Annotated in this window: 10 protein-coding genes and 1 pseudogene; 2 read left to right on the top strand and 9 right to left on the bottom strand. The window is 42.3% G+C overall.

Translation table 11 applies throughout. The features are described from left to right. Positions 1–46: 46 nt before the first annotated feature. Together mtlD and FTV31_RS06050 are read right to left on the bottom strand one after the other, a co-directional pair. Positions 47–2,173 (bottom strand): annotated as a pseudogene (gene mtlD, locus FTV31_RS06055) (bifunctional mannitol-1-phosphate dehydrogenase/phosphatase). A gap of 420 nt (positions 2,174–2,593) precedes the next feature. Beyond that, the gene (locus tag FTV31_RS06050; RefSeq protein WP_034587124.1) at positions 2,594–3,487 is read right to left on the bottom strand and encodes a LysR family transcriptional regulator; all 894 of its coding nucleotides are present in this window, start codon (positions 3,485–3,487) and stop codon (positions 2,594–2,596) included. A 279-nt stretch (positions 3,488–3,766) separates the two neighbouring features. Here FTV31_RS06050 and FTV31_RS06045 point away from each other — a divergent pair, with 279 nt between their 5' ends. Next, a complete protein-coding gene (locus FTV31_RS06045; protein WP_180013645.1) occupies positions 3,767–4,477 on the top strand; it encodes an HAD family phosphatase in 711 nt (236 codons plus the stop codon). 69 nt (positions 4,478–4,546) lie between these two features. On the opposite strand, the gene FTV31_RS06040 is transcribed toward FTV31_RS06045, so the two are convergent. From FTV31_RS06040 to FTV31_RS06020, 5 genes are all read right to left on the bottom strand, one after another. Further along, positions 4,547–4,897 carry a hypothetical protein gene (locus FTV31_RS06040; protein ID WP_159122938.1) on the bottom strand — a complete coding sequence of 117 codons (351 nt, stop codon included), beginning with the start codon at positions 4,895–4,897 and terminating at the stop codon, positions 4,547–4,549. A gap of 251 nt (positions 4,898–5,148) precedes the next feature. Beyond that, entirely contained in the window at positions 5,149–6,315 is a 1,167-nt protein-coding gene (locus FTV31_RS06035) for an acyl-CoA desaturase (protein ID WP_180013643.1), read from the bottom strand. Positions 6,316–6,355: 40 nt separating this feature from the next. Continuing rightward, positions 6,356–7,378 (bottom strand): flavin reductase family protein, encoded by a 1,023-nt coding sequence (locus FTV31_RS06030; protein WP_180013641.1) that lies wholly within the window; start codon positions 7,376–7,378, stop codon positions 6,356–6,358. Between the two features lie 318 nt (positions 7,379–7,696). Beyond that, complete coding sequence (locus FTV31_RS06025) at positions 7,697–9,334, bottom strand: long-chain-fatty-acid--CoA ligase (RefSeq protein ID WP_180013639.1); 1,638 nt, start codon at positions 9,332–9,334, stop codon at positions 7,697–7,699. Between the two features lie 260 nt (positions 9,335–9,594). Beyond that, on the bottom strand, positions 9,595–9,756 hold the full coding sequence (locus tag FTV31_RS06020) for a hypothetical protein (RefSeq protein WP_166138668.1): 162 nt from the start codon (positions 9,754–9,756) through the stop codon (positions 9,595–9,597). A gap of 189 nt (positions 9,757–9,945) precedes the next feature. Here FTV31_RS06020 and FTV31_RS06015 point away from each other — a divergent pair, with 189 nt between their 5' ends. Then, positions 9,946–11,367 (top strand): PLP-dependent aminotransferase family protein, encoded by a 1,422-nt coding sequence (locus FTV31_RS06015; protein ID WP_180013636.1) that lies wholly within the window; start codon positions 9,946–9,948, stop codon positions 11,365–11,367. A gap of 41 nt (positions 11,368–11,408) precedes the next feature. Here the strand turns inward: FTV31_RS06015 and FTV31_RS06010 are convergent, their stop codons facing one another. Together FTV31_RS06010 and FTV31_RS06005 are read right to left on the bottom strand one after the other, a co-directional pair. Further along, complete coding sequence (locus FTV31_RS06010) at positions 11,409–12,752, bottom strand: DcaP family trimeric outer membrane transporter (protein ID WP_180013634.1); 1,344 nt, start codon at positions 12,750–12,752, stop codon at positions 11,409–11,411. A gap of 112 nt (positions 12,753–12,864) precedes the next feature. After that, positions 12,865–14,235 carry an MFS transporter gene (locus FTV31_RS06005; protein WP_180013632.1) on the bottom strand — a complete coding sequence of 457 codons (1,371 nt, stop codon included), beginning with the start codon at positions 14,233–14,235 and terminating at the stop codon, positions 12,865–12,867. Positions 14,236–14,484 lie beyond the last annotated feature (249 nt).

The following is a 14,484-nucleotide window of genomic DNA, read 5'->3' as shown; positions in this document are numbered from 1 at the left end:
AAAAAGACCCAGAATCGTTCTGGGTCTTTTTATTTACTGCTGATATTTAGCTGAGCGCTTGCTGCAAATCCAGTTGCATGAATTTTTGTAAGGACAATTTTCCAGCGATAATCTGATTGATGAATTGTGACATTTCATCATACAAGGTCTCATATAGCTGCGGCTCTAATGCCATATGTCTTAACTGGATTTGTAAATGCATCAACAGTTCCTGCTGCTCGCATTCACCCTGTTCCAGAGCATAAATATAACCTAACACTGCGCCTTTTAAAACCACATCAAACGGTAAACTATATTTAAGCAAGGTCGATAATGAACCCATAACCCGTTCATTGTGTTTCAGCTTTCTTAAGGGTTCACGCCCTACACGTGCACATGGGTCCTGATAAGCATAGGCACAGGATTCAGTAAAACTTTGTGCCAGACGTTCCAGATCTGAAGCATGCTTAGGAATCTGGTAACAGAGACCATGCTTCACCTGCGCTAAGGCCTGCTGCATGAATTTTCTGACCGCATGATCTGACATGGCCACGCCAATGGTCTGATGACCGCGCAGGCTGGCATACCAGGCCATCATCGCATGCACACCATTCCATAAGCGGTTTTTAATCAGCTGGATATTGGCAATATCATCTACCAGAATCATTTGGCGCATTTTAGCCAATAATGGACTGTTATTTTCCACATAGATTGGCATATCCGTTTCGGCATTAAACAGAATCAGGTCCATCGACTGCAGAATATGACTTGGCTGAAAATTACGGCGCAGGTCTTCAATATATAAGCCCGCCTGATGTTCCTGCTCTGCATTCAGGGCTGTAGAATCATCCAGATCCACTACGGACAGATCTTCATCCAGCTGATACTGCTTGAACATGTTGTATTTGATGCGCAGCTGACGGTACAGTTTCTGGTCGGACAGTTTGGATACCATACGGTTCACCACTGTGTCACAGAAATAATGCTGATCCATAATGTGCTGCGCTGTCTGTTCATCCGTAATCTGTTTCAGACGGCTCAGAATCTGCTGCATCACCAGCTGTTTGGCCCCGATTTTATTCAGGATAATTAACAGCGTCAGCGGCTGTTACTGCTGCTCGTAGGCCAAGTATCGCGCATATAAACCCTGTGCAATTACTTCTGCTTCAGAAACCAGAGCTTCCTCAGGGACACAGACTGCCACCAGACTGGATTCAATATACATGTTCTGCATTTGCTCCAGATCATGCGCATCAATCACACTCATATTTTCAATACGCTGGTCAAAAGAGTTCTGACCATAACGAATGCAATAGGTGCCAAACGCATTTACGGCAGATTGATAGAGTGGATTACGCGTTGAGGCAATAATTTTGCGTGGACGCGTATAGCCATCCCAGTGTGATAACACCTGAGCCAGATAACCACCGCCAATTGCACCGAAGCCGTGAATCCCAACTGTTAACTGATTCAGCGTTTGCGGAAATGCAGTCTCAAGTTCAGGCATTTCCAGAACCGGAACAAACTGGTTCAGATCTATCAGAAAATCTTCCATCGTTTCATAATAATACTGGGCTTGTGCCAGCATTGATTTATTCGGCGTTTTAATGTCTTTGAAAAGTACCGTCATACCACCTGCATCATAAGCAGATCGCAGGCCATTTTCGGAATCTTCAAACATCAGGCATTGAGCCGGACTTAAATTGATTTTTTCGGCTGCGCTGATAAAAATTTCTGGATGAGGTTTCCCCTGTTTAATCTCATCACCACACACCAGCACATCAAAAAATTTATAGACATTGGCATTGATCAGATATTCTTCTGCGATCGCACGTCGACTCGAAGTCGCCACAGCCATTTTTAGACCTGCCTTGCGTAGGCGTTCCAGTACCTGTAATAAACCTTTTTTAATTGGAACACCATAATTGCGTACATGTTCTAGTTCCAGTACATCGGCGCGCTGGCGGATCTCGGCATAAGGAACATCTTGTCCATAACGCTCTTTGGCCAGTTGCTCGGCACTACGGGCACTTAAGCCCAAGCACTGCATTAAATAGTTTTCAGAAAATTCGACGTCGATCAGCTCACGCGAAGCTTGTTGCAAGGTTTGAAAGCGCAAACGTTCAGTATCAAACATGGTTCCATCCATATCGAAAATTGCGCCGTGTACGATTTGATTTTTAAATTCTAGCATTGCTCCCCTTTTATAATTCAATGAGTTAAGAAGTGGACAATACCTTAAGGAAAATAAGAGATTAAATAAACCGATGTAAAGATATGAAATAGTTCTGACTATAAATTAATCAATAAAGACTAAATTAAATAGTTTTAGGTTTTCTTATGTAACCGTTAGGTAACAAAAAGTAACCAGCAAGTTGTTTCTTATAAAAAATAAATATTCAAATTAGGAGGTGTAGATAAATTCAAATGCTGTGCCAATTTAGTATTACGATTTTTCATTCAAGTAATACTGATTTGACTTATGAAATGAACAATGAAGGTGCAAATCACATTTTTAATGAATCAAGATGTACCAAAAACTAAAAATCCCAGCCTAGACCAGGATTTTTAAACGTTGAGATTAACCATTTCTAAATAACACTGAACATGCACGCTATTTCGTTAAAATTTCATGCAAGGTATGCCGTAGCCACTGATGACTGATCTTGTGATGGCAGGACATGTGCCAGTACTGTTTGACTGCATAGGTTGGGAACGCAATCGGTGCATTAAAGATTTTCAGATTGCCGCGAGACAACAACACTTCACTTAAATAGTACGGCACGGTGGCAATCGCATCGGTTTCCTGCACCACCAAACCTACACCGAGATAACTTGGCAGACGCATCAGGATGTCACGCTTCAGTTCCAGATTCAGCAACTCGTTTTCAATATGATAATGCCCCATGCCGGCATCAATATCGATATGGGTTTCGCGCAGATAGTCTTCTGTGGTCATGCTGTCACCGGTCAGACGCGGATGGTCTTTCGCCGCAATCACCACATAATATTGTTCAAACAGTTTCTGCTGATAAAAACCATTTTCCAGATTCGGTAAAAAACCCAGTGCCAGATCGATTTCGCCATTGGCCATCAGATAACTGGTTTCTGACGTAATCGGGCGCACATTCAGACGGATATGTGAGGCATGTTCTTTTAAGTATTGAGAAATTTTAGGCAGCAACACCAGATGCGAAACGTCGGTCATGGCCAAGGTGAATTGTTGCTGTGAAGTGGCTTGATCAAAGTCGATGGTGAAGTTATTAATCGCTTCAACCTTGCTTAAGGCCTCACTGACCAAAGGAAACAAATGCTTGGACAGTTCAGTTGGCAACATTTCATTGCCGATGCGTAAAAACAAGGGATCGTGATAATGCTGCCGGATTTTATTGAGCAGGTTACTCACCGTCGGCTGGCTCATTTCAAGGTAATCGGCTGCCTGTGATACATTTTTGAATTTATACACATAATAAAAAATACTGAGCAATTTACAGTCTAGTTCAAACACAGCAACCCATTTCCTTTAACTTTTTAATCGTCTGGCCGGCTTATCATCTGCGGAAAATTATCAAGCGCCAATACTTAAATATAACACTTTGCATGCATTTACAATGTAATGATCCTGCCTCTTTGATAAAAAAATCATTTTATTTTTCTCTGATTAAAGTCATGTAATCCTGATTTTAATCAGGTCCCTGTTGTTCGATTAAAACTGCTTAAACCCCTATCCCACCTACGCTATACTTGGCCTTGTAGAATTTTATGATTGAATTAAGAAAGGTATTGGATGTTTCAGAGCAAAAAGCTGGTGTGTTTTGATTTGGATGGCACCTTGATTGATTCCGTCGGCATCTGGAACCAGGTGGATGCTGCCCTGATTCTAGAATTATCGGGGATCGAAGTCGGTCTGGATCAGATTCAGCAACTGCGTGACCTGCAACTGAAAGCCTTTAGACGTATGCCCGATCCTTATCTAGAATATTGTGGCTATTTAAAAGAGCTATATGGTTTTGAACCCAGCAAGGAAGAGGTTAAAAACCGTCGTTATCATATTTCACGGCATTTTCTGGATCATGTGATTGAACTCAAACCGCAAGCTGAGCTGCTGATTCAAGCCTTAAAACAGCAAGGGATACAATTGGCACTCACGACTACCACCAGCTTGTTCAATGTGCAGCGTTATCAGGACAATAACCAGAAGATTAATCAGAAAATCAGTTTTGATGATGATTTTGCGATTATCTTGACTCGCGAAAATGTTGAGAATATCAAACCGCATCCAGAAGTGTATTTAAATGCGCTCCAGCATTTTGAAATTGTGGCCAAAGATTGCCTGATTATTGAAGACTCTTTAATTGGGGTGGAAGCTGCCAACAATGCGGGGATTGATGTCGTGGCAATTTACGACCAGTATTCTGCGCATGAAATGGATTTGATTAAAGCCAAGGCAGATTATTTTGTAGAAGATTTTGCTGGTCTCATAAAATTGGTGAATTAAAAAAATGCCATGAATCCTTTCTGTTCATGGCATTTTTCGTGTTATCTCTGAATTGATTAGATTAGAGCATTATTTGGCTTTTTTATAGACGGAGCCTGAGCCGACCAGATTGCCAGTTTTTTCGTCAATCGCGAAATCAACGACACCTGTACCTGAATTAATCTGAAGCAGACCATTATCAGCGACTGAAGCGGGCATCGGATTTTTCTTGTCGGTTTTGCCGCTTTCTTTATCTTTAATGGTATTGGTAATGAAATAGTTTTCACCATTTTTGGAAATTACCAGGATATTTTCCAATTTTGGATTTTCCAGTGTATTTTTCCAGTTCCCCTGATAATCTGGTGCTGGAGTTTCCGGGGTATTACACGCGGTTAACAGCAATAAAAGTGAGATGCCTGAAAAATATTTAAGATATTTCAAAACTGAGACCTTGAATGATAGAACGCGGCCATTATAAAAAGAACCTCCTTGAGGTAAACGCTTAGCTTGTAGGCGAAGCGTTTCAGCGGTAGTAAATCTGTCCCGCCTTCGTCATTTTTTGAAAATCATCTTCATATTTCATTCATAAATTCGTGTGAACTGACCACTTTTTAACAGGTAAAAAAATCCTCAATAGACCATCCAAATCTATTGAGGAGTACCAAACTGGATAATAGAGAAACCTTAAAAAATTAATTTACAAGTTTGGATTTAAAGTAACGAAACACCGATTTAACTGCGTGAGTTTTTTCTGCAATTTGCTGATTCCATTCATTTGGCAGTGAGCATTTCGCCAGTCTGACCCATACAGTCGAGAACTGTTTCATAAAGCTGGCTTCGTTATAGTGAATCCCGTACTCAGCACATAAGGCTTTGATTTTTGGTGCTACTTCGGCATAACGGTTTGCTGGCATATCTGGGAACAGATGATGCTCAATCTGATGGCTTAAATTACCACTCAGAATATGCAACCAGTTCGCGCCACTGAAGTTGCTCGAACCACGGATCTGACGCAGATACCATTCCGCACGGGTTTCATTGTCGGTATTGTCCATTTCAAAGGTTTCTGCATCTTCAGTGAAATGTCCATTGAAGATCACTGCAGACGCCCATAGGCTACGAATCACATTGGCAACCGCATTCCCAGTAAATACTGGAATCGCATTTGGACCGGCAATAATCGGGAAAAATACATAATCTTTCAGAACCTGACGGCGCATTTTTTTGCGTAAAGGTGCTGCTTCTTCCCAGACCTGTTTCCATGTTTTGGTTTTATAGGCAATTACATCTTCCAGATGCAAACGCTGTACACCCACATACCACTCAAAGAACACCATCAACTGAATGGTTAAAGGAATATTCCAGATAAAACGTAGTTCCCACGGCTGAGATTCACTGACACGGATCAGGCCATAACCGACATCGTGATCCATACCGACAATATTGGTATACGTGTGGTGAATATAATTATGCGTGTATTTCCAGTCATCCCCAGTGGAAATAGTATCCCAATCATAAGTCGAACCATTCAGACTCGGATCATTCATCCAGTCGAACTGGCCGTGCATCACGTTATGGCCAAGTTCCATATTTTCCACGATTTTCGAGATACCCAATAAGCCTGTGCCCGCTAACCAGACTGGCGGCAACCAGCCTGCAAACATCAACATGCCGCGGGAAGCAATCTCGCTATAACGTACAAAATTACGGATTTTATAAATATATTCTGCGTCTTTCTCGCCCAAATCTTCCATTACTTCACGGCGGATAGCATCAACCTTGGCACCGAACTCTTCAACCTGTTCCGAGCTTAGAAATTGAGATTTACTGTATTTTTTAAAATCAATTTGCATATTCATGGGAGCACCTTCTTATTCGTTTAGTAATGGTTGAAATAGCTTATAAATTAATCACTACAGGACTGACGGCCTGTGAAATACAAAGTTTGATTGGAGTATTGCTGCCGTGGTCGATCTCACCCGTCAGCATGTTTTTCACCGAACCGCTGACTTTAGTACATGAGCAAGTATTACAGATACCCATACGGCAACCATGCGCTGGACGAAGACCCGCCTGCTCTGCACTTTCCAGCAAATTAGATTCTGCCTGAAATTCCTGCTGCGATCTTAAAAACTGTACAGGCTGTGCTTTCACTTTTTCATCCATCGCAATCTGGAAATATTCAGAATGGAAGCTAGATTTCACCGCCAGTTTATCGGCAATTTTGAGTGCAGTTTTCATCATTCCCGCTGAACCACACGCATAGATTTCACGCTGTTCAAAGTCTGGTACCAGCTTGTTTAGCAATTGCTGGCTCAGATGTTGCTTATGCTCGACTGTATTAAAATGATGATATTTCAGATGAGGATGCATCAACGCCAAGGTTTTGATCTCGGAATGAAATGCATCATCACGGGTGAAATAGATCAGATCAATCGGATGCTGAAACTGCACGACTGCTTTTTGCAATAAGGAATAAATTGCTGTAATACCACTGCCAGATGCCAGAAACAGAATCGGTTTAGGAGAGTTTAATAAGGTAAATTCGCCCTGTAGCTGAGACAGCTCGACCACTGCACCTAGTTGCAATAAAGTTAAGGCACGTGACACTTTACCTTGCTGCTTGACTGCAATAATCACATCACCATTTTTTAAAATGGTCACGATAGAATAATGACGTTGATGACGTACTCCATCCAGACGCAGAGTCACCGCGATATTTTGACCGGCCTGAAATGACCCGCGGTTAAAGTTATAATTTGGACGTAACTGGATTTTGAAAAAGTCTGGGCTAACCGCCTGAATATTCACGACCGATGCTTTGACTTTTTTGAGTGCCCAGGTTGGATGGATTTTTTCACCAACAAAATCAATGAAATCTTCACGAATCCAATGCGGCTTGTAGGTTGTCATACTTGTCATTTTTATCCCCTCTATTCCGCAGACAGTATTAATGTACAACTGTCTATTTATTATGTAGTCCAGAATAAAGAATTCTGAAGCTCGCACCATGTCAATGTAGGTCAAATTATGTGCTTAGAAACCATAGTTAGACTTTTTGTAAGACAATCCTAACCAGAAAGTGCTGTTAAAACTGTATGAACTGAATAAATTGGTTTTTTGGTCTGTATATTTTTTGCAAAAACATATAAAAAAACTGACCTCTTTATAAGAGATCAGTTTCTGTTTTAAATATTCGGTGAGTTAAAAAGGCAAAATTTTACCTTTTAAAGAAATAGCTTAACCTACGGCCTGTTCCAGCAAGATAGAGCCATAAAGTTCACGCAGGTCTTTTTTCAGCATCTTGCCGGTTCCACTTAACGGAATAGAATCTACAAAGATCACGCGATCCGGGATCTGCCATTTAGCGACTTTGTCCGCATAGTAATCCAGAATTTCAGCTTCACTCACATGACTCTCTGGCTTTTTAATCGCAATCAGAACGGGACGCTCATCCCATTTAGGATGCTGTGCCGCAATCACGGCAGCCATGGCAATTTCAGGATGTCCCATCGCCATATTTTCAAGATCGACTGAAGAGATCCATTCACCGCCTGACTTGATCAGATCTTTGGAACGGTCACACAGCTTCATAAAGCCATCTTCATTTAAGGTAGCAATATCTCCGGTATCAAACCAGCCATCTGCTGTGAGCGCAGATTCTTCCTTGCCAAAATAGTGATCAATGATCCAGTGCCCTTTAATCTGCAGATTACCTATGGTTTCACCATCCCGGGCAATTTCCTGAGTTCCTTTTTCTTCATCGGTTAAACGTAAATCAACGCCAAACGGTGGACGACCTTGAGACAGACGAATCTGCATTTTTTCTTCATCCGCCAGATCAAGGTGTTTGGTTTTTAGCTGATTGGCACTACCAAGTGGACTGGTTTCAGTCATCCCCCAGGCATGAATGGTTTCGCAGTTAAACTGCTCTTTAAAGGTTTTCAGCATAGCCGGTGGACAGGCAGAACCACCGACCACATTCCGTTTCAGGCTTTCCAGTTTTGAACCACTTTGCTGGGCAGCCGCAATCAGCCCTTGCCAGATCGTCGGAACACCTAAAGCCACAGAGACTTTATACGTATCAATCAGATTAACCAGACTAGCTCCATCCAGGCCTGGCCCCGGCAACACCAAGGTACAACCGACCATGGCAGCGGCATATGGGGTTCCCCAGGCATTGACATGGAACATTGGTACCACCGGCAGCATGATGTCACGCGCTGCCACATTCAGGGAATCCGGCATGATAATCGCATAACTATGCAGCACTGTTGAGCGATGGCTATATAAAACCCCTTTCGGATTTCCAGTCGTACCGGAGGTATAACACAGTGAACTTGCTGTATTTTCATCCAGTTCAGGCCAGTCAAATTCTGCAGATTGCTGGGCAAGCAAATCGTCATAAAACTGAACTTCCGGAATGGCTTCACGAATCGACGAATCTTCAGCATCCAGACAGATATACTGTTCTACAGTTTTTAATAACGGTTTGACGGCTTTAATTAAAGGTGCAAAGGTTTTATCAAACAGCAGTATTCGATCGGCAGCATCATTGATAATAAATACCAGCTGTTCCGGAAATAAACGCGGGTTAATGGTATGGCAAACTAGCCCGCTCCCCGAAATGGCATACCATGATTCTAGATGTCGATGATTATTCCAGGCAATAGTCGCAACCCGGTCGTCGAGTGTCAAACCGAATTGCTGTAATACATTGGCAAAACGTTTCGAGTTTTCCCGGATTTCTCCCCAATTGGTCTTTTTAATGCTGGTATCGGTATTTTTAGAAATGATCTCAGTATCGGCATGATAACGGCCGGCATGTTCAATCATGCTGCTGATCAGTAAGGGCTGGAACATCATATTTCCGAGCATGCTTCACTCCTTTATCCTTGTTATTTGTCCATCTGCTATATCGTTGTTATTTCTGTATGATGCGTTGGCGAAAAGCCTGTATTCATTTTTATCATCAAACAGTCTGAATCTAGCAAGGAAATCTGACTTTGTGAGTGTCAAATTGTGACAAAGTCATAGAGTGGATGCAGAAAAAGTAGAAAATAAAACTGGTAATGTGTGCCATAAAAAAAGCCCCAATTTAGATTGGGGCGATGATAGTGTTCAGGGAGAAGAGAATTTTAAAAGCCGCTCATCATAATTTTGTCTGCATTTACTACAAAGATAACGCCTAGGCAGAATAAACCAGTATAAAGTGCAAACCAGAGAATCATCTTCTTGAATGCTGCATCAGAAATACTGCTATCCGCATATTTTGGTGCTTTGTTGTCTTCTGAATTCATATGATCACCCATAGGTTGGTCTGGCATTATGAGTTTTATTATCAGCAGACCTAAATCAGCTGTATAGATACAATATTCATTTAAAAAAATATAACAGTTAGCCACTTATTTTTTTGATTTGTTATATTTTAATAACTTATTCATAATATAATCCTGATTATATTAGTACAGTTTAGATTTTATTTTCTTATGTTTAAATCTGAAAAGCTAGCCCAAAATATTCGCCAGATGATTGAAAATGGCGCATGGAAGGCGCATGACAAATTACCTTCATTACGGGAACAAACTGAACTGTCCGGCTATAGCCTGATGACGGTGCTTAATGCCTATCAGGTGCTTGAATCGCAAGGATTGGTCTATGCCAAAGATAAATCTGGCTACTATATTGCGGAGCGACCTCAAACCTATAACAGCAAAGAACCCGCGGTACAGATTGGCTTAAACTCCAAAGTTAAAATTAACTCTGTGGTATTTAATTATTTAAAGTCACTGCAAACTCCAAATATTGCGCCTTTTGGTTCAGCTTTTCCAAATGCTGAACTGTTATATAACAGCCGGTTTATGCAGATTTTGGCGCAGCATAGCAAAAGAAAAAGCAGTTATAGCCATCAAAATCATATGCCACCGGGTAATCAGGAATTACGCCAACTGATTGCTAACCGCTATCAGTTACAAGGCATAAACTGCACTTCGGATGACATTGTCATTACTTCTGGTGCATTGGAAGCCCTTAATCTGTCTTTACAGGCTTTGACTCAACCTGGTGATTTTATCCTGCTCCAGCAAACCATTTTTTATGGTGCCTGGCAGGCGGCTGAACGTTTAGGCTTGCAAGTCATCACAATCCCTGAACATCCGCAGTTTGGTTTTGACCTGGAATCATTTGAACAGGCCCTAAAACAGTACCCGATCAAAGTTTGCTGGCTGATGCTGAATGTGCATAATCCGATTGGCTTTACGGTAAATTCAGAGATCAAGCAAAGAATTGCGGAACTGTTGAATGAATATCAGGTATATCTGATTGAAGATGATGTCTATCAGGAACTCAATTACGGCGCTCATAAACCGGTTTCCGTAAAATATTTTGATCAGCATCAACGGGTATTGCACTGCTCTTCATTTTCTAAAACCCTGGGCATGGGTGCGCGGGCCGGCTGGGTTTTCGCTGGCCCATTTTCCGATGCAATCCAGCATTTACAGCTCATGAGTACTTTGACTGTTAGTCCGCTATTACAAAATGCATTGGTTGATTTTCTGTCCCATCATCATTATGAAAAGCATTTGCGCCATTTAAGACAGCAGCTGGAAAAGTATAAGCAAAAATTTTATCAGGAACTCAAAGCACGTTTAGATTCAGTCTGTGAAATTTATTATTATTCTAGTGGCTATTTTCTCTGGATCAAATTGCCGGAACAGCTGGATGGTCAGGTTTTATATGAACAGCTGATTCAGCACAATATTGCCATTGCTCCTGCTTTGCTGTTTAAACCGGAACATACCAGCCAGAATTATATTCGCCTGAACTGTTCATTTGACTGGACTTCTGAGATAGAAAATGCTGTCAATGTGCTGGCAGAGGTGATCCTGAATCATGCAAAAAGCGTGGATTAACTCATCCACGCTTTAAGTTTCTTATGTAAAATCGCTAGAGCTTAGAAACTGTAAATTGCAACGGCATTCACTCGGTTATCTTCACCTTTTGTACTGCCATTTGGTGCAGCACCCAATGCTTCACGTTCACCATAAACATATTCCAGGCCAAAACTCAGCGGTTTTGTAGGGTTATAGAACACATTAGCCCAAGCCTGCCAAAGGTCTTTGTTCACTGCTGTTAGATTCAGACCAGGAGCAGCAAGATAGCCATTATCTTGGTCGAAATTCATATAACCATAGCCTACAGTACCACGCAATTTATCATTAAACTGCTGCGTTAGACCGACTGTAATTGAGTCGAATTCACTCTGTAGAAGATCTCCATTAGCAGCTGTAACGACACCTGGATTGGCGTAAGAGACAAAACTGCTATCCCCTTTGACATGATAATAATCTGCCTTAAGGCTGGTGCCTGGAACAAACTCGTATTTCGCACCTACACCTACACCCCATGCAGTTTTTTCATCTTCATTCACGCGTTTTTCATTCCCCATCGCACGCGCGCTGACAGAAAGATTATCCGCAAATTTGTGGTTTAAGCGTGCTGTTAAGGCAGGTAAACGCTGTTTGATTCCCGTAATGGTCGCATCTTTCGGATCTTCTACTGCAAGCACCAGATTGGTCGCTGGACTCAAAGTACTGGTATGACGAATCTGAGGTGTCCGTTTAATTGAACCACCGGCATAAACCAGTGCATCTACCGTCTCAGGTATATAGTCCGGAGTTGCAAAGTTTGACCAGGTTTGACCAATTAACCAGTCAGCATAGCTGATATAGGCATGACGGATACGCAGGTTATCAAAACCAGCTCCACCCAGGAAATCGACCTCAACCTTACCGCTTAAGGCATTATCCCCAGCACCCACGGGCGCTTTAAAATCCATCCCTAAACGGGTGGCTGAAAGCGTGGATTTAAACTCATCACTGCGTTCACCTGTGCCTTCAAGAGGTACGGCATTAATCTGGTTATACATACGTGTCGCTGCACCGCCCTCAGCCTGATAAGAGGCATCAGCACGGATATTACCGTATAGATTAAACTCGGCCCCACTGGCAATTTTCATCACAGGTTTGCTCGCAGGGGCTACTGCTGTATTTGCAGGTGCCGGCGTTGTCGCTACAGGTGCAGTCACAGCAGCTGTCTGAGTCTGCTGCTGTTCAATCAAGGCGCGTAGAGCTTGAACCTCCTGACGCAACTGCTCAATTTCCTGCTGATTGGACTGAGCTGGAGTTTGTGCCTGGGTAGACAAGCTGATACCCCCTAAACTCATTGCCATCATGCTCATCAGAACCGTGCGTTTTAATGTGATTGTTTGATTATTAAATAATTGTTTCGTGTTCATCCTAAACTCACTTTTTTATTATGCGTCTCGATTCTAACAACAGATCACCACTGCTTACGATGGCGATCTCTATCATTAGAAGTGTTTTCTTTATTAATTGATATTTAATCCATTAACTTGCTTTTTCAGCGAGAGAATCAGTGCGAATCTCAGGTGTAGCAAGGGCTTGACCTTCTACAGACATTTTTAAGTTCACCAGGAAAATTGCCAGCGCAGCAATCAAACCAGGAATCGCAATTGCAAAGAAGTTCATTTGATGCGGTAAATTCATGGTGAGTAAAGCACCTGTCAATACCGGTCCAACGATCGCACCGATACGTCCAATTCCGGAAGCCCAACCCATGCCAGTGGAACGCACCGTTGATGGATAATATTGCGCTACGAAGGTGTAGAGCAGGATTTGAGAACCAATGGTTGCTGCACCGGCCACAGCAATCAAGCTATAAAGCACGAATTGCGGACTGTTATAACCGAGCAGGATTAAAGAAGCTGCCCCACAAAGAAACATGATCGTCAGTACTTTTTTGATATGGAACCGGTCTGCCAGATATCCCCCACCAATAGCCCCAATCATGCCACCAATATTCAGAGCAAATAGGAAGATCATGCTGGTACCCAGTGAATATCCAGCCTGGATCATCAGTTTTGGTAACCAGCTACCCAGTGCATAGACCATCAATAGGCACATAAAGAAAGCCAGCCAGAACATGAAGGTACTAAATGTACGGCCTTGCTGAAATAAAGCCTTTAATGGTGCCTCATCACCCTTTTGTACTTCATTCAGGACGAACTGGGTGTCAGATCCAATTACCTGTGTCGGCGAAATTTTCCGGATAATGCTTTGCGCTTGAGCCGTTTGCTGCTTATTGGTCAGATACATCAGCGATTCTGGTAAATATTTCCAGAGTATCGGCAGAAACAGTAAAGGAGTACCCGCAAGCAAGAACATGATTTTCCAGCCAAACTGTGGCACCAGCCATGCGCCAAGCAAGGCAGATGTCATCCCGCCGATGGCATAGCCACTAAACATCAAAGCGACCAGTGTACTGCGAATCCTTTTTGGTGCGTATTCCGTCATCAGGGCAACGACGTTTGGCATCACGCCACCAATTCCGAGTCCGGCAAGAAAACGTAAAATCCCGAATTCGACAGGTGATGTTGCAAAGGCACCGATAAACGTAAAACCACTAAAGATTGCGACACAGATCATGATGGTTTTTTTACGTCCCAGTTTATCGGACAAAGTGCCAAAGCTCATGGCTCCAAACATCATACCAAACAAGGCGGTGCTGGCTAACATGCCGGCCTGTACTGCACTGAGTGACCATTCCTGCATCAGTAATGGTAAAGCAACGCCGTAAATCACCAGGTCATAACCGTCAAAAATAATGATCAGCAAACACCAGATCAGGACGCCCCAATGAAAAGGCGTGAACTTTGCTTCATCAATCAGCGTATTTATATTCACTTTATTTGTAGACATCTCCACCTCCTAATTGTGAAGTTCAATTTATGAGATTCACAATGCAGAAGATGTGTATAAATGTCCAAAACTGAATAGGCATGCTTCTATACCTATAAAGTCTGCCTTCAAGAAAAGGCTTTATAAGATCTCTTTCATAAATCAAAAAACGATCTTCTTTTTGGTTAATATTTGCACTCCGGATTTCTTAGCATTCGTGCATAATCTGCGGATGAAATACATCGATTCAAACAAGCTTTCTGATCCTCA

Origin of the sequence: Acinetobacter sp. YH16031 (assembly GCF_013417335.1) — a bacterium.
Classification (GTDB): Bacteria; Pseudomonadota; Gammaproteobacteria; order Pseudomonadales; family Moraxellaceae; genus Acinetobacter.
The sequence above is the reverse complement of the archived record's forward strand: the minus strand, read 5'-3'. Positions and strand labels throughout refer to the sequence as shown.

Coding starts and splice junctions, on each gene's coding strand:
- FTV31_RS06045 (WP_180013645.1), top strand. CDS start 3,767: ATGTTTCAGAGCAAAAAGCTGGTGTGTTTTGATTTGGATGGCACCTTG.
- FTV31_RS06020 (WP_166138668.1), bottom strand. CDS start 9,756: ATGAATTCAGAAGACAACAAAGCACCAAAATATGCGGATAGCAGTATT.
- FTV31_RS06025 (WP_180013639.1), bottom strand. CDS start 9,334: ATGCTCGGAAATATGATGTTCCAGCCCTTACTGATCAGCAGCATGATT.
- FTV31_RS06030 (WP_180013641.1), bottom strand. CDS start 7,378: ATGACAAGTATGACAACCTACAAGCCGCATTGGATTCGTGAAGATTTC.
- FTV31_RS06015 (WP_180013636.1), top strand. CDS start 9,946: ATGTTTAAATCTGAAAAGCTAGCCCAAAATATTCGCCAGATGATTGAA.
- FTV31_RS06010 (WP_180013634.1), bottom strand. CDS start 12,752: ATGAACACGAAACAATTATTTAATAATCAAACAATCACATTAAAACGC.
- FTV31_RS06005 (WP_180013632.1), bottom strand. CDS start 14,235: ATGTCTACAAATAAAGTGAATATAAATACGCTGATTGATGAAGCAAAG.
- FTV31_RS06035 (WP_180013643.1), bottom strand. CDS start 6,315: ATGAATATGCAAATTGATTTTAAAAAATACAGTAAATCTCAATTTCTA.